The organism is Actinotalea lenta, from assembly GCF_030586465.1.
Lineage (GTDB): Bacteria > Actinomycetota > Actinomycetes > Actinomycetales > Cellulomonadaceae > Actinotalea > Actinotalea lenta.
The window spans coordinates 2,270,880-2,293,810 of the sequence record NZ_JAUQYP010000001.1 but is presented as its reverse complement, the minus strand read 5'-3'; the positions used below and the strand labels follow the sequence as shown (position 1 = coordinate 2,293,810).

19 protein-coding genes are annotated in these 22,931 nt (G+C 71.2%); 11 read left to right on the top strand and 8 right to left on the bottom strand.

The window, feature by feature from the left end; all coding sequences use genetic code 11:
* Positions 1-27: 27 nt before the first annotated feature.
* Together Q6348_RS10960 and Q6348_RS10955 are read right to left on the bottom strand one after the other, a co-directional pair.
* Complete coding sequence (locus Q6348_RS10960; RefSeq protein ID WP_304601326.1) at positions 28-2,886, bottom strand: sulfide/dihydroorotate dehydrogenase-like FAD/NAD-binding protein; 2,859 nt, start codon at positions 2,884-2,886, stop codon at positions 28-30.
* Positions 2,883-7,877, bottom strand: coding sequence for a 2-oxoacid:acceptor oxidoreductase family protein (locus tag Q6348_RS10955; RefSeq protein ID WP_304601325.1), 4,995 nt, complete (start codon positions 7,875-7,877; stop codon positions 2,883-2,885). The genes Q6348_RS10960 and Q6348_RS10955 overlap by 4 nt, the downstream gene beginning before the upstream one ends.
* A gap of 443 nt (positions 7,878-8,320) precedes the next feature.
* Here Q6348_RS10955 and Q6348_RS10950 point away from each other — a divergent pair, with 443 nt between their 5' ends.
* Both Q6348_RS10950 and Q6348_RS10945 read left to right on the top strand, forming a co-directional pair.
* Positions 8,321-8,845, top strand: coding sequence for a MarR family winged helix-turn-helix transcriptional regulator (locus Q6348_RS10950; protein ID WP_304601324.1), 525 nt, complete (start codon positions 8,321-8,323; stop codon positions 8,843-8,845).
* Positions 8,842-10,023 (top strand): MFS transporter, encoded by a 1,182-nt coding sequence (locus Q6348_RS10945; protein WP_304601323.1) that lies wholly within the window; start codon positions 8,842-8,844, stop codon positions 10,021-10,023. Before Q6348_RS10950 ends, Q6348_RS10945 begins: the two co-directional genes overlap by 4 nt.
* A gap of 27 nt (positions 10,024-10,050) precedes the next feature.
* On the opposite strand, the gene arfB is transcribed toward Q6348_RS10945, so the two are convergent.
* Complete coding sequence (gene arfB / locus Q6348_RS10940) at positions 10,051-10,473, bottom strand: alternative ribosome rescue aminoacyl-tRNA hydrolase ArfB (protein ID WP_304601322.1); 423 nt, start codon at positions 10,471-10,473, stop codon at positions 10,051-10,053.
* A gap of 126 nt (positions 10,474-10,599) precedes the next feature.
* Here arfB and Q6348_RS10935 point away from each other — a divergent pair, with 126 nt between their 5' ends.
* On the top strand, positions 10,600-12,651 hold the full coding sequence (locus tag Q6348_RS10935) for a thioredoxin domain-containing protein (protein ID WP_304601321.1): 2,052 nt from the start codon (positions 10,600-10,602) through the stop codon (positions 12,649-12,651).
* Between the two features lie 70 nt (positions 12,652-12,721).
* Positions 12,722-14,386 carry an ABC1 kinase family protein gene (locus Q6348_RS10930; RefSeq protein WP_304601320.1) on the top strand — a complete coding sequence of 555 codons (1,665 nt, stop codon included), beginning with the start codon at positions 12,722-12,724 and terminating at the stop codon, positions 14,384-14,386.
* An 86-nt stretch (positions 14,387-14,472) separates the two neighbouring features.
* Here Q6348_RS10930 and Q6348_RS10925 read toward each other — a convergent pair whose 3' ends face one another.
* On the bottom strand, positions 14,473-14,703 hold the full coding sequence (locus Q6348_RS10925) for a hypothetical protein (RefSeq protein WP_304601319.1): 231 nt from the start codon (positions 14,701-14,703) through the stop codon (positions 14,473-14,475).
* 205 nt (positions 14,704-14,908) lie between these two features.
* Here Q6348_RS10925 and Q6348_RS10920 point away from each other — a divergent pair, with 205 nt between their 5' ends.
* The 7 genes from Q6348_RS10920 (at position 14,909) to Q6348_RS10890 (ending at position 21,591) form a co-directional block, all read left to right on the top strand.
* Entirely contained in the window at positions 14,909-15,619 is a 711-nt protein-coding gene (locus Q6348_RS10920; protein WP_304601318.1) for an HAD family hydrolase, read from the top strand.
* Between the two features lie 5 nt (positions 15,620-15,624).
* Positions 15,625-16,659: a phosphate/phosphite/phosphonate ABC transporter substrate-binding protein gene (locus Q6348_RS10915; RefSeq protein WP_304601317.1), complete on the top strand. Its 1,035-nt coding sequence runs from the start codon at positions 15,625-15,627 to the stop codon at positions 16,657-16,659.
* Between the two features lie 11 nt (positions 16,660-16,670).
* Positions 16,671-17,486 carry a phosphonate ABC transporter ATP-binding protein gene (phnC, locus tag Q6348_RS10910; protein ID WP_304601316.1) on the top strand — a complete coding sequence of 272 codons (816 nt, stop codon included), beginning with the start codon at positions 16,671-16,673 and terminating at the stop codon, positions 17,484-17,486.
* A gap of 1 nt (position 17,487) precedes the next feature.
* Positions 17,488-18,282 (top strand): phosphonate ABC transporter, permease protein PhnE, encoded by a 795-nt coding sequence (gene phnE / locus Q6348_RS10905; protein ID WP_304601315.1) that lies wholly within the window; start codon positions 17,488-17,490, stop codon positions 18,280-18,282.
* Complete coding sequence (phnE, locus tag Q6348_RS10900) at positions 18,279-19,124, top strand: phosphonate ABC transporter, permease protein PhnE (protein ID WP_304601314.1); 846 nt, start codon at positions 18,279-18,281, stop codon at positions 19,122-19,124. The genes phnE (Q6348_RS10905) and phnE (Q6348_RS10900) overlap by 4 nt, the downstream gene beginning before the upstream one ends.
* Positions 19,102-19,962 carry a MurR/RpiR family transcriptional regulator gene (locus tag Q6348_RS10895; protein ID WP_304601313.1) on the top strand — a complete coding sequence of 287 codons (861 nt, stop codon included), beginning with the start codon at positions 19,102-19,104 and terminating at the stop codon, positions 19,960-19,962. Before phnE (Q6348_RS10900) ends, Q6348_RS10895 begins: the two co-directional genes overlap by 23 nt.
* 126 nt (positions 19,963-20,088) lie before the next feature.
* Entirely contained in the window at positions 20,089-21,591 is a 1,503-nt protein-coding gene (locus Q6348_RS10890; protein WP_304601312.1) for a sensor domain-containing diguanylate cyclase, read from the top strand.
* Here the strand turns inward: Q6348_RS10890 and Q6348_RS10885 are convergent.
* The 4 genes from Q6348_RS10885 to Q6348_RS10870 form a co-directional block, all read right to left on the bottom strand.
* Entirely contained in the window at positions 21,572-21,793 is a 222-nt protein-coding gene (locus tag Q6348_RS10885) for a hypothetical protein (protein ID WP_304601311.1), read from the bottom strand. The two genes, Q6348_RS10890 and Q6348_RS10885, sit on opposite strands and share 20 nt — an antisense overlap.
* Before the next feature lie 80 nt (positions 21,794-21,873).
* A complete protein-coding gene (locus Q6348_RS10880) occupies positions 21,874-22,188 on the bottom strand; it encodes a hypothetical protein (protein ID WP_304601310.1) in 315 nt (104 codons plus the stop codon).
* Positions 22,189-22,191: 3 nt separating this feature from the next.
* Positions 22,192-22,599, bottom strand: coding sequence for a YidH family protein (locus Q6348_RS10875; protein WP_304601309.1), 408 nt, complete (start codon positions 22,597-22,599; stop codon positions 22,192-22,194).
* A 31-nt stretch (positions 22,600-22,630) separates the two neighbouring features.
* Positions 22,631-22,921: a PTS sugar transporter subunit IIB gene (locus Q6348_RS10870; RefSeq protein ID WP_304601308.1), complete on the bottom strand. Its 291-nt coding sequence runs from the start codon at positions 22,919-22,921 to the stop codon at positions 22,631-22,633.
* Positions 22,922-22,931: the final 10 nt, after the last annotated feature.

The following is a 22,931-nucleotide window of genomic DNA, read 5'->3' as shown; positions in this document are numbered from 1 at the left end:
CCGCGCGAGGCGACCCTTCGTCGTGGGTCAGGCGAGCCCGTGCGCCACGCGGCTGCGCTGCTCCTGGGTCTTGAACAGCCGGAACCGCGGCAGGAACTTGTCCCAGTCGATGAGGTGGGAGTCGATCTCCGGACCGTCGATGCACGCGTGCTTGCGCACCAGCTTCCCATCGACCACCACCGGCACCATGCAGGCTCCGCACATGCCCGTGGCGTCCACCATGATCGAGTTGAGGCTCGCCACGCACGGAACGCCGTAGGGCTTGGTCAGGTCGCTGACCGCGCGCATCATCAGCGGGGGGCCGATGGTCACGACCTCGGCGATCGTGCGCCCCTCTCCCCGCTTGTTCGCCTCGAGCATCTCCTCCAGCGGTCCGGTCACGAAGCCGTGGTAGCCCACCGAGCCGTCGTTCGTCGCGTACACGATCTCGAGCTGGTCGCCGTACTCGGCCTTGAGACGGCCGACCCTCTCGTCGTCGCCCACCCAGAACATCAGGTCGCCACTGCGGAAGCCGGCGATCAACGTCACGTGGTTCCCCACGCGCAGGTGCTCGCGCATGATCGGGAACACGGGCGGGAGGCCCAGGCCACCGGCCGTGAAGACCACGGTCGACCCCGTCGGGTACTCGTGGACGTCGCTCGGCCGGCCCAGCGGGCCCGCGATCCCGGCGAACGCCTCGCCCACCTCCATCTGGTTGATCTCCAGCGATGAGGTGCCGACACCCTGGACCACGAGGCAGATCGTGCCGGCCTCGGCGTCCCAGTCCGCCAGCGTCAGCGGGATGAGCTCGCCGTCCGGCCGAGGCAGGACGCGCACGAACTGACCCGCCTTCGCGGACTCCGCGATGACCGGGGAGTGCACGACGAACTCGTGGATGCCGTCGCTCAGCTCGGCAGTGCTCACGATCTTCTGGGCGGTCGCGGCCTTCTCGGTGTACTCGTGCGCCGACGCGACCATCGCGGACACGGCGTCGCCCGGCACGTCGATGGCACCGACGATCTCGCGTGCCGCCGCCTGGCCGTCCCCGGCCGCGCGGATCGCGGTCGAACCGCCGCGGGCGGCATCGCCACCGGTGTACACGCCACCGAGCGTGGTCTCCTGCGAGCCGTCGTGGTCGAGGTCGATCGTGCCCCACTTGGAGGTGTGCAGGCGCGGCTCGGAGTCCTTGATGATCGGGTTGGCGGCGTTCCCCAGCGCCATGATCACCAGGTCCGCCTTCACCGTCTCCGTGGCACCGGTCGCCTTGGGGCGCCGCCGGCCGGAGTCGTCCGGCTCGCCGAGCTCCATGACGTCGAGCGTGGCCGCCGAGACGAAGCCGGTCTCTGCGTCGCCGAGGAACTCCGAGGGTGAACGCAGCACCTGAAGGGCGATGCCCTCCTCGAGCGCGTGGTGCAGCTCCTCGACACGCGCAGGCATCTCGGACTGCGTGCGGCGGTACACGATCGTGACGTTGCCACCCAGGCGACGCGCCGTGCGCGCCGCATCCATCGCCGTGTTGCCGCCACCGATGACCAGCACCTGCCTTCCGGCGGTCTCCGGCAGGGGCGTCTCGTAGTCCTCCCGAAGACCCTGCATGAGATTCACGCGGGTGAGGAACTCGTTGGCGGACATCACGTTGAGCAGGTGCTCACCCGGCACGTTCATGAAGCGCGGCAGGCCGGCTCCCGAGCCGACGAAGATCTTCCAGAACCCGGCGTCCTTGAGGTCCTGCAGCGTCGCGGTCTTGCCCACCACGAAGTTCGGCACGAACTTGCCACCGAGCAGCGTGATCTTGTTGACCACGTCGTCGATCAGCTCGTTCGGCAGCCGGAACTCCGGGATGCCGTAGCGCAGCACACCACCCAGGGCGTGGAACGCCTCGAAGACGGTCACCGGGAAGCCCTCCGCAGCCAGCAGATAGGCGTTGATCAAGCCCGAAGGCCCGGAGCCCACGATCGCCACCGGTGGCTTGTCCGCGACATCCCACGGTGACGGGCGCCCGGCGAACTTCGCCACGAGGCTGTCGGGGTTGATCAGCTTCTCCCGCTCGGGCAGGAACCACTCGACCTGGCCGATCTGGATCGGGCTCTCCTTGTGCAGGCAGTTGCCCTGGCACTGGAGCTCCTGCGGGCACACCCGGCCGGTGACGTCGGGCAGCGGGTTCGCGCCCTCGATCAGCTCGAGGGCGTCGCGGAACCGCCCTTCCCCGATCAGCTCGAGCATGTCGGGGATATGGATCTTGACCGGGCAGCCGCCCACCGGCTCCTTGTGGTTGGCCAGGAAGATGCCCAGCTCGCACGGCTTCTCCGCACACTGCTTGTCGCGCATCGCCTCGAGCCAGATGAACAGGTCCACGTCCTCGCGGGAGAAGCCGATGTTCATGTAGCCGAGATAACCCTGGTTCACCAGGCCGAAGTCCTGGGACCGTTCCTCCGGCGTACGGATGTACGGCGGGATGCTGATGCTCGCCGGCCAGCCCTTCGACAGGCCGTCGAACATCGGGTACCGGTCGGACAGGTGCGCATCGATCGCCCGGATGAACATCCGCTTCTTGCCCAGCGGCAGGTTCCACAGGAAGCGCATGAACAGCACGCTCACATCGTCGCCGCGGCGCAGCAGGCCCCACAGCGTCTCCGTGAACTGCTTGCCCAGCTCAGGCTGGGAGAACTCCCAGGCCACCGCGGCCATGCCGTCGGAGATGAACATCTCCCGGAACGCCGTGGGCTCGGCGAGCAGTCGGCGGCGTAGCAGCTCCATCTGCTGGTGGAACTGCTCCACCTCCTCGGAGTGCTCGAGCTGGGTCAGCTCGCTGCGGCTCGCCTCGAGCGAGCCCTGGGCTGCGAGGTACCGCTGAAGGTCCTCGCGGGCTCCGGTCGCGGGCCCCGTGGGGGGCAGGGTGGCAGTCACTTGATGATCTCCGAGTCGCACGTGGCCTTGACCCGTTCGATGCGTGCGGCGATCTCCGGGGTGATCTCGACCTTGTCGAGGGCCCCTTCCTTCATCCGCGCCACCGTCCGCGCCTCGCCGTCGATGACCTGGGTCGTCTTCTCGAAGAGCATCGGCAGCTCCTGGTAGCAGGTGCCGCAGTCGGTGCACTTCGCGACATCGGCCGGGTCCAGCCAGACCGCGCGGTCGGCCACCGCGGTGGCCGCCGGGGCCGCTGCCGGCGCCGTCGCACCCGCAGCCCCGTTGCGCATCGGCACCGGTGCGGACAGACCCGCGGGCGCCTTGCTCGAGGTGGCCAGCTCCGCCATGGCCCGCGCGATGTCGTCCAGCGACGACTCGCGCAGCGTCATGGCCTCGTCGTAGCGCGCGGTGATCGACGCGAGGTCGTCGGCGTAGACCGCGCCGAGCTCCTCCTCGTGCAGGCCGGAGAGGTACTGCAGGATCTGCCAGTACCGCTTGCGGTCCTCCACCAGGGCGACGACCTGGTGCGAGCACTGCACCTTCATGAGGCGCTGGTCGTCGTCCGTCGCATAGATGAACGGGGTCCTGCCCTCCCTGTCGCCGAGGTCGAGCTCGACATACTCGTCGATCGGCACCGCGGTCTCCTCGTCCGCCGGCTTGAGGGGCCTGAACTGCTTCTTGAACCGCGTCTCACCGAGCGCGAACTCCGCGGGGGTGAGCGGCGTGGTCATGAGCTGGATCTGACCGGCCTCGTCGACGTACTGCAGCGTCGTCGTGGTCCACGTCTTCTCCGGGTCGGGGTTGCCCTCCAGGCTGAACCACTCGTACAACGTCTTGCCGCGCCGCGGGTCGTGCACGAACAGCGGGCTCATGCGGGATTCCACCGCGAGGCGCGCCCGGGCGGCCGAGGCGGCCTCGGCGATCCCGTGCTCGGAGCCGCACGGTGTGTAGGTGTCCATCACCGCGGGGCCCTCGGCGTAGCTGAGGTAGTCCATCGAGCACTTGAGGAAGTGTCCGTGCAGAGCCGTCGACGTCGACGCGACGTACACGTTCGGGTGGAACGAGGCGATCAGGCCGAGCTCCTTGCGGGACTCGTGCTTGCCGGCGTGCGCCCCGCCGAACCGGGACAGGTCGGAGTCCTGACCCGTGAACGACGCGGTGGACGTCTGGCCACCCGTGTTGGAGTACGCACCCGAGTTCAGCACCATCACCTTGATCGGCGTGTCGGAGGCCAGCACGCGGCTGAGGGCTCCGAAGCCGATGTCGTAGCTGGCGCCGTCGCCACCGATCGTCATGATCGTGGGCATCAGGGCGAGCTCGTCCTTGGTCAGTCTCTCCCAGGTCAGTCGCTGCATGATCGGCAGGTGCCGGGCCGGGTCGTACGCGTCGTCCAGCTCCAGCCGTGCGGTGCGCATCGCGCGCACCTCGTCGACCAGCTCGTGGGCCACTCCTTCGAAGATGCCCTTGGCCAACGGCTGAGCGTCCTGGAACAGGCTGTTCACCCACGGGTCGAGGTAGTTGTTGTAGGGCATCGTCGAGGCGTAGACGCTCGAGCAGCCGGTCGAGTTGGCGACGATCGTCGAGGCGGGGCCCTCACCGGTCGGGCCGGACTCGACCAGGTACAGGCGGCGCTCGAGAGTGGCGACCAGGCCCTCGATCCGCGCACGGCGCTCGGTCTCGGCCTCCTCGAGCGTGGCCAGCTTGGCCTCCAGGTCCCGCAGGATCTGCGCCAGGGCCGCCTCGTGCGCCTCGCGGCGCTCCTCGCCGAGGGCGTGGCTCATCGACATCACCAGGCGGATGGCGGTGACCTCGCCGCAGCCGCGGCACGCGCCGTGGCCGCCGGTCGTGGCGTAGTAGTTGTCGTGGTCCAGGAGCAGCCGCTTGAGGTCACCCTCGCCCGACGTGGCGCCGTCGTGGAACCGCGGGGGCGTGTTCGGAAGCTGCGAGAGCAGCTCGAACCGGTCCTGCAGGGTGGTGAGGACGTCGTCGGTCTGGTCGATCGGCGTGAGCGCGCCGGGGCCGCAGACCTCGGTGCACTCCAGGCAGCCGGTGCACTTCCAGGGATCGATCGTCGCGCTGAACAGCCCGCCCGAGCCGGGGGTCTCCTTCTCCATCGCGTCGAAGTACGGCCGGGTGCGCGCCACGGGGAACGTGGCGAGCTTCTCGACCAACGCGGACAGGCTGCGCGAGAACATCGCGCTGCCCACCTCGAGGGCGGCGCCCACCTGAGCCACCAGGTCGTGGAACGCCGGCGTCTCCTTCTCGGCGCGGAACCGCTCCCGCACACCCTCGGCGAGGGGGTACACCTGCGCCCGCAGCAGGGCGCGCTGCGACTCGGGCAGGTCCAGCGTGTCGATGGTGGTCAGGAGCAGGGTGTGCAGCTCGTGCACCGTGTTGGGGATCGCGGCGTCCGGGCAGACGAGCGCGCACTCCAGGCAGCCCGTGCACAGGTCGGCGTTGAACGCCGGCACCGTCCGCCGGAACAGGCCCTTGTCCTTGGACCCTGCGGAACCGGCCGGCATGAACAGGCCGGAGCCGGGCAGCACGGGTGCCTCACCGATCGTGCCCTCCCGGAAGGGCCGGGCGACGATGTTCTCGTAGTACCCCGGGTCGAACAGCGCGGCCGCGGTCGGGTTGCTCGCCGTGCACATCTCCTGCGACACCGTGATCGGCCGCATGAGGCGTGCCGGTCCGCCCTCGGCGTCGATCGACACGAGCTCGGGCGCGTCGTAGTCCACCGGGACCACCGCGTCGATCGCGTCGCGGATCACCGCCATGTTGCCCTCGACGACGGCCTCGCCCTTGGACCCGAACTTCTTCGAGATCTGGGCGCGCACCTTGTCCAGGATCGCCTCGCGCGTGGCGCCCTTGGCGACCCGGTCGACGTGCCCTGCCACCGCACCGATGAAGGCGATGCCCATCATGCGGGTCTCGAGCTCGGGCTTGGGCGCATGCTCCTTCGCGACGGCGAAGGCGTCGATGATCATGAGTCGGATCTTGCGCTCGCGGATCGCGGTGCGTGCGTACTTGGGCAGCTGTCGCCAGAACTCCGCCGGGCTGAGGTCGGACTGGATGATCATCGTGCCACCGTCACCGAGGCCCTTGAGCGGGTTCGTGTGCACGAACGCCTTGTGGTCCGGCGCCAGCACGACCTCGACGTCCTCGAGCTCGGCATTGGTGATCAGGACGGGGTCCGGGCTCAGGGTGATGTAGTAGTTCGTCGGCGCACCGGACTTCTCCGAGCCGTACTTGGGGGCAGACTTCGAGTGCATGCCGAGCACCCCGGACAGGATGTCGGTGAGCAGCTTGCCGGTCGCGATCGTGCCGTACCCGCCGACCGAGTGGAACCGGATGCGCATCGCCGACTCGGGAAGCAGGCCGAGCGGGTTCGGCTTGGTCTCGAGAGCCATGTGCTCGGTGGTCGGGTACGCGGCCCGCAGCCGTGCCTCGATGTCCGCCATCTCCGGGGCCGGGTTGGCCGAGAAGAACTGCGAGCCGAGGTAGACGAGCGGGGCGGTCTTGCCGTCGATCATGTGCTGGAACGTCGCGATGATGTGGCGCGGCTGCACGTCGTGACCACCCAGGCCGAAGATCGCGGTGGTCAGCCGCGGCAGCGCGGACAACGCGGGCAGCTCGTGCGACGAGCCGTCGGCGTTCTGGCGGGCCTTGAAGAGCGCCGAGGTGACGAGCGAGGTCAGCGCCGTGTTGTCGGAGCGCTCGAGCACCGTGACGGCCTTCTTGCCGGCCAGCGCCTCGACCAGCTCGGCCTCGGGGAACGGCGAGAGGAGCTTGACCGACACCACGCCGACCTTGTGGCCCTGGGCGCGCAGGTACGGGAGCACCGCGCGCACGTCGTCGGTGATCGAGCCGAGACCGACGATGACGTAGTCGGCGTCCTCGACGTCGTAGGTCATCACCGGCGAGTAGCTGCGCCCGGTGAGCTCGGAGTACTCGGCCATGGCCTGGCGCGCCAACCTCGGGACCTCGGACGCGAAGTGCGTGCGGTGGTCGACCGCACCGGCCTGGAAGTCGGGCTGGTTCTGGACCGGACCGGTGAGGCCGGGGTTGTCGACGTCGACGAGTGCCGGCACCAGCTGGCGGGTGCCCTTGCTCGCGGCGTTGCGCCACTGGCGCGACCAGGCGCCGTGCAGCTCTTCGGGCAACCACGCGAGGGTGGGCTCGACGAGAGCGCCGGCCCCGTCGGCCTCGATGGCGTCGACGTTGCCCTCCAGGTGCGCCCGGAGCGCGGCGGCGTCCGCCTCCACGACGTCCTCGCGGTGGCGCTCGAGCCACGAGATCAGCTGCGCGACGCGACCGCGGGCGCCGAACAGGACCTCCTGGGCGACGGTCGGGCACGGGACGTAGCTGGTCGGGTCGCCGAGGTAGTCGCGCAGCAGCTCCGGCTCGGGCAGCAGCATCTCGCTCATCATGTGGCTCGTCGCGAAGCCATCCATCGCGTTGGTCACCGGGATGAGCGACAGCGCGGCGGTCCGGTAGGAGATCGCGGCGAGGTCGGCCGCCTCCTGCGGGTTCGAGCCGAACATGATCGTGTAGCCGGAGGGCAGCAGTGCGTAGACGTCGTCGTGCCCCGCCATGACGTTCAGGGAGTGCTTGGAGACCACACGCGCCGCGCACTGCAGCACGAACCCGCCGATCTTCTTGCCGACGCTGACGTAGTGCGACTCGAGCGCGTACAGGATGCCCTGGCTCGACGACGCGTTGGAGACGTACTGCCCGCCGGTCAGGGCGGCGCCGAGCGCGCCGCTCTGCGCCGAGTGCTCGCCCTCGGCCTCGAAGAAGAACGGGTGCTTGCCCCAGACGTTGACGTTGCCCTCTGCGCGAGCGGCTTCGAAGAGCTCGGAGATCTCGGTGGAGGGGGTGATGGGGTATCCGATCACGCCACCGCAGACATGGCGCATGACGTAGGCCACGGCACCGTTGCCATTGATGACGCTGGGGATGCCGGGGAACTGGGGCTGCTGTGAGGTCATCTGCCTGTCCCGTGGTGTGTGCGGTCGGGTGTCCAGGGAAGAGGGTCAGCGCTGACCCGTCTCGGCGGCGGCAACGTCGCCGTGGCGGAGGCATCCTGCTGGTCCTCGTGCCCGTTGCTGGCAGGGTAGGTCGCGCTCTCGGGCCCTCTGCGGCCCATTCGTCCTACGTTGTGGCCCGGACCGGCACAATTCCTGGTCAGCAGGGCTGAATCGCGTGAGATTCGAGGCACGGCGCGCCCAAGTGGTGGGCAGCGACGCCGCCGACGGACCGATGACAAGGCCCGGAACACCCGTGCGGCGTGGCGCGCGCCCCGCCACCGGCGTCGGATCGCCGCACCGTCGCCGTCCCGATTGACACGGGCTCCCGACCGCGCGGCAGCCACCGGCTGCGCCAGATCTGTAGACATGGCTACAGTTCTTGCCGCACGACGCAGGAGGTGATGATGGTCGACGGCGGTAGCCCGCACCCCCGCCCGGCACCGCTGGACGCGGAGCTCGGCTTCCGGATGGGCCGCACTCACCGGGCGCTGCGCGACGGGTGGGAGCGGCAGCTCTTAGAGCTGGGCCTGAGCGCGCCCCAGGCGGCGACCCTGCGCACCGTCGTCGAGGAGCCCGGCTCGGGCGTCCGCGAGCTCGCCCGACGGACCGGGACCGATCCGATGAACGCCAAGCGGCTGGTCGACCACCTGGAGCGGGCCGGGCTGGTCAGGTCGGGCCCGGACCCGTCGCACCGGCAGCGGCGCGGGGTCGAGCCCACGCCGTCCGGCGAGGCCATGGCGCTCCGGATCGCGCAGCTCTCCGCCGCGTGGCGTCACCGGTTGTCGCGACGGCTCGGCCGCGACGACCTCGACCACCTCCTCGCCCTGCTCTCCCGCCTCGAGACGGTCCTGGCGGACGACGCCGGGCACGCCGAGCGGCACCGCGCCCCCACCACGAACGACGACCCGACCGGGAGAGCACGACGATGACCGGACCGACCATGGCGTCCCGACCGGGGACGAAAGGCGCGCCCGGCGCACGTACCCCGGTCCGGCGGCTGGTCGCACTGTCCTGGGCACACCTGCTCAACGACGGCGCCGCCAACTACCTCCCGGGTGTCCTGCCCGCCGTGCTCGTCGCGGTCGACGAACCCGTGCAGATGGCCGGTGTGCTCATCGCGGCGCTGACGATCGGCCAGGCGCTCCAGCCGTTGACCGGCTGGGTGGCGGACCGGGTCGGTGGGCGACGCATGGTCGCGGCCGGGTTGCTGCTCAGCTCGCTCGGAGGAGGCCTCCTGGGGGTCACCCGGAACCTCGCTCTGCTCGTCGTGCTGCTGCTCATGATCGGACTGGGCAGTGCGCTGTTCCACCCCCAGGCGCTGGCGGGGGTACGCAGCATCCTCCAGGACAGGCGTGGCCTGATGACCTCGGTGTTCCTCGTCGGCGGCGAGCTGGGGCGCGGGATCTGGCCCACGGCAGCGAGCCTGGTGGCAACCCACCTGGGCCTGACCTATCTCTGGATCGTGGCGGTGCCCGGACTCGCCACCGTCGCCCTCGTCGTCCGTTGGGCTCCGGACCTGGCGCCGCGCCGCCGCACCGGCGCGGCCCTCCGGTGGCGCGAGCACCGTCGTCCGCTGACGCTCCTGCTCGGCTACCGGTCCATCCGCGCCCTGACGACCGCGGCACTGGTGGCCTTCATCCCGATCCTGTGGCACGTACGTGGCGCCGGCCTGGTGACAGGCGCATCGGTGATCACGACCATCGTGGTCGCAGGCGTGGCCGGGAACCTGCTCGGCGGCCACCTGGCCGACCGGCTGGGCCGCAGGCCGGTTCTCGTGGTGTCCTCCCTGGCGACGGCGGCTCTGATCTTCCCGGTGGTGTACCTGCACGGCCCCGTGGTCTGGGTCGCCGCGGCCGTCCTCGGACCTGTGCTGTTCCTGACCGCCTCACCGAGCGTGCTGATCGGCCAGGACATCTTCCCGGAGAACCGCTCCATGGGCTCCGGCATCGCGCTGGGCTTGGCGAACGGCGTCGGCGCCCTGCTGGTCCTGGTCATCGGCTTCCTGGTGACGGACGCCGACGTCATGCCGGTGTTCTGGGTGGTGGCCACGCTCAGCGTCCTGTCCGCAGGAGTCGCCCTGGCGTTCCCCCGTTCCCTCATGCACTGACCGGGCCGCACCATGCGGTGCCGCGAGTCAGTCGCCGTGCCGCGACGAGCGCCGGCGCTTGAGGTCGGAGCGGGCACGCTTGGCAGCCAGCCGGCGCTCCTGGGAGCCACGGGTCGGGCGGGTCGGGCGGCGCTGTGGCCCGGGTGGGCGGATCCCGTCCGCCACGAGCGCGGCGAGTCTGCTCTCCGCCGCGGCGCGGTTACGCCGCTGCCCACGGTGCTCGGATGCGGTCACGGTCAGCACGCCGTCCACGAGTCGACCCCGGAGGCGCTCGAGCAGCCTGGCGCGCTGCGTCTCGGTCAGGACCGCTGACGACCCCAGGTCCCACGACAGCTCCACCCGGGAGTCCGTCGTGTTGACGCCTTGACCGCCCGGACCGGACGAGCGCGAGAACCGCACGCTGAGCTCGGCCCGGGGGATCACCAGGGTCGGCCCGACGCTGATCGCCATGACCTCGATGGTGCCACGCCACCCTCCGCAGGTGCTGAGGCGGGCACCGCGCAGGTGTGCCACGGTGGCGACGACGGCAGGTGCTGCTGCCGAACCGATCCGGCGGAGGGAGAAGGTGACCCGGCCGTGGCCGAACGCCTGAGGACCAGCACCAGCCCCTACCTGCGCCAGCATGCCGACAACCCGGTCGACTGGTGGGAGTGGGGCCCCGAGGCGTTCGCCGAGGCTCGCCGCCGCGACGTCCCGGTGATGCTCTCCGTGGGCTACGCGGCCTGCCACTGGTGCCACGTGATGGCGCACGAGTCGTTCGAGGACCCGGTGATCGCCGATCTGCTGAACCGCACCGCCGTCGCGGTCAAGGTGGACCGGGAGGAGCGCCCCGACGTCGACGCGACGTACATGGCCGCCACGCAGGCGCTCACCGGCCAAGGCGGCTGGCCGATGACCGTGTGGCTCACGCCCGAGGGCCGGCCGTTCTTCGCCGGCACGTACCACCCCTCCCGCCCGCTGGCCGGGATGCCGTCCTTCCGTCAGGTCGTCGAGGCCGTCACATCGGCCTGGGCGGAGCGCCGCGGTGACGTCATCCGCAGCGCCGCCCAGATCGGCGACGCCCTGCGCAACCTCACCCCGCCGCCAGGCCCGGGAGCACCGCTGCACGCCACGGTCTCTGACACCGCGCTGGCAGCGGCGCAGACGCTGCACGACACCAGGCACGGTGGCTTCGGTGGTGCACCCAAGTTCCCGCCGTCGGCGGTCCTGGAGTGGTTGCTGCGGCGCGCCGCTCGCGGGGGTGACCGACGCGCGAGCACCGCGGGGGCCATGGCTCAGACAACGCTCGAGGCCATGGCGCGCGGGGGCATCTACGACCAGCTCGGTGGCGGCTTCGCGCGGTACGCCGTGGACGCGACGTGGACCGTGCCCCACTTCGAGAAGATGCTCGTCGACAACGCCCAGCTGCTCCGGGTGTACCTGCACTGGTGGCGTGCGTCCGATCAGCCGCTCGCGCGCCGCGTCGTCGCCCAGACGGCAGACTGGCTCATCCGGGAGCTGCGCACCGCGGAGGGGGCATTCGCCTCGTCGCTGGACGCCGACTCCCCCGCCCCGGACGGCACCCTCACCGAAGGTGCGTACTACGTGTGGACACCGGGACAGGTCCGGGAGGTGCTGGGCGACCAGGACGGCCGCTGGGCGACCGATCTCCTGCGGGTGTTCGAGGGCGGGTCGTTCGAGGCCGGGACGTCCGTGCTCCGGCTGCCGGCCGACCCCGACGACCCGGAGCGCTGGGCTGACGTGCGAGACCGGCTGCGGCGCGCCCGGGACACCCGACCCGCTCCGGCCCGCGACGACAAGGTCGTCGCGGCATGGAACGGTCTGGCCATTGCTGCTCTCGCCGAGGCGGGTGGGCTGCTCGACCGACCCGACTGGCTCGACGCCGCCTCCGGTGCTGCCGACCTGCTCCTTGCTGTTCACGTCAGGCGTGACGGAGGCACCGTCCGGCTCGCGCGCACCTCGCGGGACGGCGTCGCCGGCTCCGCTCCAGGCCTCCTGGAGGACTACGCCGACCTGGCGGAGGGCCTGCTCAGCCTCGGCGGGATCAGCGGGGAGCGCCGCTACCTGGACGCGGCCGGCGACCTGCTCGACGCGGTGCTCGACCGGTTCACCGGCGCGCCGGACGGTGCGCTGCGCGACACGGCCACCGACGAGGCCGACCCGATGCTCGCCACGCTCGGGCCGTCCCGCGAGCTCACAGACGCTCCCGCGCCGTCCGGAACGTCCGCCGCGGCCGGGGCCCTGCTGCACCACGCCGCCCTGACCGGCTCCGCGCGCCACCGCCGCGCGGCCGAGCAGGCCCTGGCCGCCGCGCTGCAGGCCGCGCCGGAACGACCCACCACGGCCGGCTGGGCCCTGGCGGTGCTCGAGGCGTACCTGGACGGCCCGCGTGAGGTCGCCGTCATCGGGCCGACGGACGACCCGGCCACACATGCCCTGAGGCGCACCGCCCTGGCGTCCCCGGCACCCGGGCTGGTGCTCGCCGTCGGGCCGTCCGGGGACGACCTGCCACTCCTCGCGGACCGCGCGCCGATCGACCGGCGCCCGACCGCCTACGCGTGCCGTGGGTTCGTCTGCGACCGCCCGACGGTCTCCCCTGACGAGCTCGCCGCCCAGCTCGCCCGGTGAGCGGTCCGCCCACCCGGCCGGCGGCCGCGAGACATGGGATGCTGCCCCCACCCGTCCGGCAGGAGGTCCGATGACGTCGTCCCTACGTGGCCGGTACCGCCACATCCTCCGGTTCTTCGCCGGTGTGATCGCCCGGTTCCTCTGGTGGGACGTCGTGCTGCGCCGCGTGGGGCTGCGACGGCGTGTGCTGCGCACCCGGCCGGAGCGCTACCGTCGCGAAGCCGCTCGGTTCCGCGCCCTCGCCATCCGGATGGGCGGGGTGATGATCAAGATCGGCCAGTTCCTGTCCTCCCGTCTGGACGTGCTGCCCCGGGAGATCACGGACGAGCTCGCCAACCTCCAGGACGAGGTGCCCGCCGAGGACTTCTCGGCCATCGCCGCCCTCGCGCAGGAGGAGCTCGGCGCGCCGATCACCAGGCTCTTCGCACACGTCGACCCCGAGCCGCTCGCCGCCGCCTCCCTCGGGCAGGTGCACCGTGCCCGGCTGGGGCCGGGTCACGGCACCGAGTTCGTCGACGTGGTCATCAAGGTGCAGCGCCCGGGGATCGCCGCCGTGGTGGAGACCGATCTGGCGGCGCTGGCCAGGGTCGCCCGCTGGCTGATGCGCTACCGCCCGATCCGTACGCACTCGGACGTGCCCGCCCTGCTGCGGGAGTTCTCCGTGACGTTGCACGAGGAGATCGACTACCAGCTGGAGGCCGAGAACGCGGCGACGTTCCTGGCCAACTTCGCGGATCACCCCGAGGTGCGGGTGCCACGCGTCGTGCGCGAGCTCAGCGCGATGCGCGTGCTCACCCTCGAGGACGTCTCCGCCATCAAGATCACCGACTACGACGCCATCACCGCGGCGGGCATCGACCGTGGCGACGTGGCCCGACGGCTCCTGGCGACCTACCTCCAGCAGATCTTCGAGGACGGCTTCGTGCACGCGGACCCGCATCCCGGCAACCTGTTCGTGACGCCCGTCGACGGGGACGGGCCCACCCGGTGGAAGCTGACGTTCGTCGACTTCGGCATGGTCTCGCGCATCCCCGACTCGGTCCGCGACAGTCTCCGCGAGCTGCTCATCGCGGTGGGCACCCGCGACGCCGGCCGCGTGGTCCGGGCCTACCAGATGCTCGACATGCTCCTGCCTGGGGCCGACCTGGCCGCCATCGAACGCGCCGAGGCCCAGGTCTTCGACCGGTACTGGGGCCTGTCCATGAACGAGCTGCGCAACATCGACCCGCAGGAGGTCCGCGAGTTCGCCCACCAGTACCGTGACCTGTTGCTGGACATGCCGTTCCAGGTGCCGCAGAACCTGCTGTACGTGGTTCGCACGGTGGCGATCCTGTCGGGCATGTGCACGGGGCTCGACCCGGACTTCAACCTGTGGAGCCAGCTCGGCCCCTTCGCGCGCAAGCTGGTCGCCGACGAGACGTCCTCCGGACTGGACCGCTGGCTGGACCAGCTCGGCGACACGCTCATGGCGGCCGTTGCGCTGCCCGGGCAGGCCACCCGGGTGCTCACGCAGATCGAGAGCCGCGGACTCGCTGTGCGGGACGAGCAGGCCACCCGCTCGTTGCGCACGCTGCGGCGCTCGGTGGACCGCCTGTCCACGACGGTCGCCGGGGCCGCCCTGCTCGTTGCGGGCGCAGTCCTCGTGGCAGCCGCCGACGACGGCGTGGGGATCGCGCTGATGGCCGTCGCCGGAGCCGTGTTCCTGTGGGCGGCGGCTTCAGGAGCCCGACGGTAGCCGCCGGGCGGCCCATTCCGTGATCGGAGCCGTCGGCCGCTGGGCGTCACCGTCTCCGGCTCGAACGAGCGCACGCCGGGGCGCGGCTAGACCTCCGCGTCCGCGCCCTTCTCGTCCATCCGGCGCAGTGCGGCGTCGAGCACACCGCGCCACGCGAGGAGCATCTCCCGGCGGGCCGCGTTCCGGTGCGTGAAGAACTCGGGTGGCAGGAACGTCTCCACGCCCTTGCGCATCTCCTGGCGTGCAGTCTCGAGGTGCTCGCGCACATCCTCGGGCACGTACCCGCGGAAGTCTCGGCGGGTCCTGGTCTCGGTCATCGCAGCTCCTCGCTCGTGCTGCTTCCAGAGTAGGTCGGTCGACGGCGGTTGTCGCGGTCCCGGACGCCGATCCGGGGACCCTCGACCGACGCAGGCCGATGTCGATCGTGATCTCTCCGTCACCCAGTGTTCACCTGACCGTGGCCCAAGCGTCCAGTCAGGTCGTATACCTTGGCCGCATCGTCCACGACACGGAAGCGGGTCCATGCCCCAGCCCACGATCGTCTTCGACTTCGACGGCACGCTCGCGCTCGGCCACGGCCCGGTCATCGCCTACGCCAAGCACGTCGGGCTGGCCGCCCAGGACCCCGGTCTGGTGGACGACGCCCGCGCCGCGCTGGAGCGGCTCGACGCGGGCGACGGTCGGTACCGCGACGGCTACGACGCCGTCCGCCGGGTCGCACTCGCACGGGGCGTGCCCGAGACGGCCCTCGGACCGGCGTACCTGGCGAGCCGTCAGGAACTGGGCACCCAGGACGCACCGGTCAGCGCGCCCGTCGGCCTGCGGGACTTCCTCGCAGCACTCGCCCAGCATGCACTGCTCGTCCTGGCCACCAACGCACCCGAGATCGGTGTCGACCGGGTCCTGGACCAGGCCGGGGTCACGCACCTCCTTGCCGAACGCCACTTCTCGATCGGCAAGCCGGACGGCCTCACCGCGGTCGTCGCCCAGCACGTCACGCACGGGCCCGTGCTGGCCGTCGGGGACATCTGGATGAACGACCTCGCCCCCGCGGCCGTGCTGGGCGCCGACACCGCGCTCGTCGGCGCCACCGCGCGCAGCACCGACGCGGACCCCACCATGCGTGGGTCCACCCTCGCCGACCTCTACGGCGAGATCACGAGCTGGGCCGCGACCGCGGTCACCGGACCGACGGCGTCCACCGGCGCCGTCCACCCCCATGGAAAGGCATGACTGACATGCGCAAGACACTCATCGCGCCGGCTGTGCTTGCCGTCGCCGCCTTCGCCCTGGCGGGGTGCAGCTCGAGCGCGAGCGGCTCGGCCGACACCCCGTCCGGTTCCGCGAGCGCCTCGGCGTCGGGCACCGAGAGCTGGCCGTCGGAGATCACCCTCGCCCTGATCCCCAACGAGCAGGTCAACGACCTGGTGACCTCGGCGGCACCGCTGACCGACTACCTCTCCAAGGAGCTCGGCATCACGGTCAAGGGCGTGGTGACCAAGGACTACCAGGCGGCCGTCGAGGCGATCTGCGCGGGCCAGGCCCAGATCGCCATCGCGGACGCGGGCTCGCTCGCAGCCGCGCAGGACCAGTGCGGCGCGTACCCGGTGCTGCAGGACGTCCGGTACGGCGCCTCCCAGTACGCGTCGGAGTTCTTCACGAACATCGACAACGCGAGCAAGTACTGCACCGACACGCCCGTCGAGGCCACCTACCCGGCGAACGGTGAGAAGTACCTGTACTGCAACGGCGTGGCCTCCGGCGACAAGAACACCGGCGTCGGCCCCGTCGCGGTGGACGCCCTGAAGAACATCAAGCCGGGAACCAAGGTCGCCTTCGGCAACACCACCTCCCCCGCCGGCTACCAGCTCCCCGTCCTGGCCCTGGAGAAGGAGGGCATCAAGATCGACGACCTCGACCAGGTGCCCGTGACCGGCAACGACAACCTGATCATGGCGGTCTACAACGGCGACGCCGAGGTGGGCTTCGCCTACTGGGACGCGCGCTCGTCGATCAAGACCTCCGAGGTCCCGGACATCGGCAAGAAGGTCGTCGTGTTCGGCCTGTCGCAGATGTACCCCAACGGCGGCGTCGTGATCGGCAAGGACGTGCCCGCCGACCTGCGCCAGAAGATCACCGACCTGATGGCAGGATTCTCCAAGGTGGACCCCGACACCCTGAAGAACATCTTCGGCCAGACCGCGTGGGTGCCGGCCGACCCGGCCGCGATCGACGTCGCCCGCCAGGTCAACAAGCGCTTCTCGGGTCAGTGACGACGACGCACATGGGTAGTGGCGACCACGCCCCGGAGGGGATCCCCGCCTCCGGGGCGTGGCCCATCCACCTCGAGGACGTGATCGTCCGCTACCCCAACGGCGTGGTGGGACTGCGCGGCGTGTCCCTGTCGATCGCCGCCGGCGAGATGGTGTCGGTGGTGGGCCTGTCCGGCTCCGGGAAGTCGACCATGATCCGGACCATCAACGGCCTGGTGCCTGCCACCTCCGGGACCGTGCGGGTGGGCCCCTACACGGTCAACGAGCTGGGCGGCCGCCGTCTGCGGCAGGTGCGCGGCGGCATCGGCATGATCTTCCAGGGCTTCAACCTGGCCGACCGCGCGAGCATCTACCACAACGTGCTCGTGGGTCGCTTCTCCCACACCCCGACCTGGAAGACGCTGCTGGGCGTGGCCAGCCACACCGATCGCGAGATCGTCATGCGGGCGCTCGACTCGGTGGGCATGCTCGAGAAGGTCTGGGGCCGGGCCGGGGCGCTGTCCGGCGGCCAGAAGCAGCGCGTGGCCATCGCGCGCGCACTCAGCCAGGAGCCCGAGGTGATGCTCGCGGACGAGCCCGTCGCAAGCCTCGACCCCCCGACGGCGCACTCGGTCATGTCGGACCTCAAGCGGGTCAACACCGAACGCGGACTGACCGTGCTGGTCAACCTGCACCTGATGGACCTCGCCCGGCAGTACACCACCCGGATGATCGGCCTGCGCGCCGGCGAGGTGGTCTACGACGGGCCCGCGTCCTCGGCGACCGACGCGGACTTCGAGGCCATCTACGGTCGACCCATCCAGAGCCGCGACACCCTGGGGCAGTGACGTGACAGAGCTGCGCATCCCGCCTCGGCCACGCGCGTGGCCCCGCGTCGCCGTGATCGTGGTCGTCCTGATCGCGATCACGGTGATCACGACCCTGCCCGCGCTCGGGGGCGTGCACATCGACCTCGGAGCGATCGCGCGCAACTGGGCCAACGGCTCCGAACGGATCGCCAAGCTCTTCCACCCCGACCCGTCGATCCTGCCGCGGACCTGGAAGCCGCTGCTCGAGACGCTCGAGATGGCCGTCGTCGGCGCGGCGCTCTCCGCCCTCCTGGCGCTGCCGCTGTCCCTGTGGGCGGCGCGTCCGAGCAACCCGACGCGCAGCCGGGCCGGCGTGCGTGCGGTGCTCAACGTGGTCCGGGCCGTCCCTGACCTGGTGTACGCCACGATCCTGGTGGCCATGGTGGGCGTCGGCGCCCTGCCCGGCGTCATCACCCTGGTGCTCTTCGACCTGGGGATCGTGGTGAAGCTGGTCTCCGAGGCGATCGACTCCGCCGACGCCTCCTACATGGAGGCCGGCCACGCGGCCGGTGGCACCCAGACCCAGATCAACCGCCTCACCGCACTCCCCCAGACCTGGCCGGTCTACGCCAGCCAGGTGCTGTACTCCCTCGAGCTCAACGTGCGCGTCTCCTCCATCCTGGGCCTCGTGGGAGCCGGCGGGTTGGGCCGGCTCATCGACGAGGTCCGGGGCTTCTACCGCTACGGCGCCCTGTCCATGATCATCCTCGAGATCCTGGTCGTGGTCATCGCGATCGAGGTCGCCTCGAACTACCTGCGCAAGAGGCTCCGATGACCACCGCGACCCTGTCCCTGTCAGCGACCCGTGCAGCCGCCCCCGTCAAGCCCCGCAGGCTCGGCGTGCGCGCCGCCAAGCTCACGGTCGGCCTGGTGGTCCTGGCCGCGGTCCTGCACCTGGACATCGGCTGGTCCGACCTCGCCGAGCTGCCCGCGGACCTGCGGCACTACCTGGACCTGATGTTCGCCCACCCGGACTGGAGCCGACTGCCCGCCGCGTTCTACCAGACGTGGGTCTCGGTCTCGATGGCCTGGGTGGGCGCGGTGCTCGGCGTGGTCGCATCGACCATCCTCGGGATCCCGGCCGCGCAGGGCGTCGCACCGCTGTGGGTCAGGCTGCCGCTGCGCGGCCTGTTCGCCGTGCTCCGCGCGGTCCCCGAGGTGATCATCGCGATCATCCTGCTGACCGTCACCGGGCTGACGCCGTTCACCGGTGCGCTGGCGCTCGCCGTCGGCGGGATCGGCACGCACGGCAAGTGGACGTACGAGACGATCGAGGCCGTGCCCGCGGGCACGGCCGAGGCCGTGCGGGCCGCGGGCGGCAACGTGCTCGAGGTCGCGCGCTGGGGTCTGTGGCCGGCCGCCGCCCCCGAGCTCATGTCGCTCGCCCTGTACCGGTTCGAGATCAACGTGCGCACCTCGGCGATCCTCGGCCTCATCGGGGTCGGCGGCGTCGGAGACATGCTCACCGGGTACACCCAGTACCGTCAGTGGGACAGCGTCGGGGTGCTCATCATCGTGGTCATCGCCGTGACCATGACCATCGACGCGATCTCCGGGGCGATCCGGCGACGCATCATGAGGGGAGCACGCGCTCGTGACCTGGACCGGACCGTCTGACGCACCCCCCTCGGTGCGGATAGCGACCCTGGCCCCCTCGCTCCAGCCGAGCGAGCGCCGGGTGGCTGACGCGATCGCCGCGGACCTCTCCGATGCGGTCGAGTCCACCGCACAACAGCTCGCCGACCAGGTCGGTGTCGGTCGCGCATCCGTGATCCGGACGGCCCAGACCCTCGGGTATGACGGCTACCCCCAGCTGCGGGTCGCGCTGGCGCGCGAGATCGCGTTCGCCCCCGGTCGACCCGTCGAGGGCGACGGCACGGCCGTGGGGATGCTCCGAGCCGCGGTGGAGACGTTCGCGGCGAGCCTGCCGCGGGTGACCGCCGCCCTGACCGAGAGCGGTGTGCAGGACTTCGTCCGCACGCTCGACGAGGCGGACCGCGTTCTGATCGCCGCGAACGGCCTGTCCGCGCCGCTCGGGCTGGACGCCGCGATGCGGCTCGGTGCAGCCGGGCGGCCGGCCGAGTACGTGCCGGACACGCTGGCCCAGCAGATCGCCGCCCGTCAGCTCGGCCCGTCAGCCGTATGCCTGGCCCTGTCCGGCTCCGGGGCCAACCAACCCACCCTCACGGTCGCATCGGCGGCCCGCGACTCCGGAGCGAGGGTCCTGGCCCTCACGTCGTTCGCCAACGCCCCACTCGTCGGGCTCGCGGACACGGCCCTGGTCATCCCGCCGGTCACCGACTCCTTCCGGGACGAGCTGCTGCACACGTCCCGAGCCACGTTGACCCTGGTCCTCGAGCAGCTGGTCGAGCTCCTCCTCGACCGCCGCGGGGAGCGCGCCAGGAACGCCCACACGGCCGTGCTCGCCGTGCTGAGCCAGAGCCTGCGCGAGTAGGACGCCGCTGGACCGCGCGCCCACGACCCCTCACGAACCGGACGGATCTGCCGATCAGGATGTCGACAGTCCCAGATCCGGACAGATCCGGACCGTGCAGGACCGTTCCGGAGGAGGTTGCGTCACATGCCAGCTGCTGAGGTCGGCCTCCTCGACCCCGGCCAGGTCGCCGAGTCGTTCGGCGTCCTGCCCACCCTGGCGCCCGTGGCGGCGCAGCTGCTGCGGCTGGCCGACGACGAGCGTGCGAGTCTGGACGACATCGCCCGCGTGATCAGCCGCGACCCGGCTCTGGCCGCCCAGCTGCTTCGCGTCGCGAACTCCGCGCTGTTCGGCATGGCCACGACGACCACGAGCCTGACCCGTGCCGCCAGCATCCTCGGACTGCGCACGGTCAAGCTGCTGTCGTTGAGCTTCTCCGTCGTCACCAGGCCCGACGGCTCGGACCCTGGCGCCACGCTCGTCTGGCGGCACACCCTGGTGACGAGCGCGATGGCCCGCGTGATCTCGACACGCCTGGCGCCGAGGCTCGCCGACGAGTGCTTCGCCGCAGGGCTGCTGGGCAACCTCGGACGCCTCGCGCTCGCGGAGTATGGCGCCTACGCCCGCGCGGCGCATGGCGATCCGGTCTGGCTCGAACCCGAGGACGAGCTCGCGGCCGTCGGGTGCACGAGCGACGAGGTCACCGCGCGCGTCCTCGCCGGCTGGGGCTTGCCTGGCGTCCTCGGCGACGCGATCCGTCACCGCTGCGATCCGGCCGTGGTCAGCGGGCCGACGGCGACCATCGCCACCGTGCTCGCCGTGGCCAGCTCCGCAGCCCGGCTCGTGATCGCGGACCCCGCGCACGCCGGCGCGGCCCTCCAGGCATACCGCCGCATGGCCGGCAGGCACCTGGCTCTCACGGAGAAGGAGTCGGAGGCGCTCCTGGTCGAGGCCGCACCGACGCTCGAGGAGATCGCAGCGATGTTCCGCTCCGAGAACCCGCACGACGTCCCGATCGACCTCCTCCTCCTCCGGGCGAAGGACTCCCTCGCGCGGCTCAGCCTGGCCACGGTGGCGGCGCTGTCCAGCGAGGAGCGCCGCGCGCTGATGCTCGAGTCCGAGAACCGCAGGCTCGCCGAGCAGGCCACCACGGACACCCTCACGGCGCTGCCCAACCGTCGGGCGTTCGAGGACTTCATGACGCAGGCGCTCGCCGAGCGCGGTCGGCGGGACGTCCCAGGCGTCGTCGGGCTACTGATGATCGACCTTGATCACTTCAAGTCGATCAACGATGTGCACGGACACCGGATCGGCGACGCGGTGCTGCGACTCATGGGGGCGATGCTCGCCCTGCACACCCGGCAGGAGGAGCTCTCGGCGCGCATCGGCGGCGAGGAGTTCGCCGTGGTCCTCCCCGTGACGGATCCCCGCTCCGTGAGCCTGGCTGCGGAACGCTTCCGGAACGCGATCGCCGGCGAGCCGCTCGACACGCCCGCCGGGCCGCTACGCGTGACCGCCAGCGTCGGCGGAGCGTGGCTCGACGACGGTGCGCCGCACGCCGCGCGTCGCCTCTACGACGCCGCCGACGTCGCGCTGCGGACGGCGAAGCTGATGGGCCGCAACCGCGCGATCACGGTGCGCGTCGAGTAGGCCGTGCCCGGCTCCGGCGCGCAGACAGCCGTCGCGCAGAGCCGGACCGGCCGCGCTCCGGCACCAGGAAGAGCACGCACGCTCCCCCGAACACGACGCTGCCCGCCACCACGAGGAGGTCTCCCGCCCGCGCACCCGCCCATGCGTACAGGACCGCGCTGAGCAAGAACAGCAGCCAGCCGAGCTGGTGGAGCCGACGCATGCACCCTCCTGTGGTCCGACCGCGGGTTGGGCCGCCGGCCGCACGCTACCCGTGCCGGCCCCGCCCGGCACGGCGCGGCGTCAGGACAGCATCAGCACGGCCGCCAGGGCCGCGACGACCAGGAACGCGACCGCGGACCCCAGCACGAACGTGCCGTCGCGGGACCGCAGCACCGCGAACCCTGCGCGCGCGTCGGTCTCGTAGCGGCGGCGGGACATCGCGGCGAGAGCGACGATCACGCCCAGGCCCACCAGCGTCGCACCCACGGCGCGGACCGGGTCGGTCCCGGCCAGGATGATCAGGATCGCACCCAGCACACTCGTCAGGCCCAGCAGCGTCAGGGCTCGTTGCAGGTGCTGCCGCTCGAACGCCTGCTGGCGACCCCAGACGGGCACGCGTCAGCTCTCCGGGACGATGACCAGCACGCACACGCCTGCGGCAACCAGCAGCACGGCAAGCACTCCCAGCAGCGGCACGCCGAAACCGGGGATCGGCTGCCGCAGGCGAAGGGCGCGTTCGGTGGTCCACCACCGTCGCACCCCGAGGACGCACACGCCGACCGCGACCACGACGAGGCCGAGCGCCACGGCCTCGCTGGCATACCAGGGGTGCTCACGGAACAGGCGGTCCACGGCGACCGCGCCTGCCAACAGCGTGATGGCCAGCCGTAACCACGCGAGGTAGGTGCGCTCGTTGGCCAACGAGTACAGCGGGTCGGGCTCTGAACCCCGCTCGAACACCCCCCGGGGGACACGCCTCCTGCCAGGTGGGCCTTCCTCGAACTCCATCACCTCGTTGTCGGCCACCCCGCCACGGTATCTCCGAGGCGGGGCGACCTCACCCGCCGGCGGTCCGCAGGTCCGGTGCCTGCGTGATCGCCCGGCAGATCTCGTCGATGTCCATGAAGTCGTGGACCACACGCACCTGCGCCGGGACGTCGACCAGGGCGTCCGCCACCTCGGCACTGGTGAGGATCAGATCCGCGCCGGCCGCCGCCCCCCGGGCGGCGCCCAGGTCCACGGCCTCCACGTCACCGATGAGCCCGAGCCGCTCCAACGCACGGTCCGCGTTCATCTTCAACAGGATCGAGGTACCGATACCCATCCCACAGACGGTGATGATCTTCATGGCGCCTCCT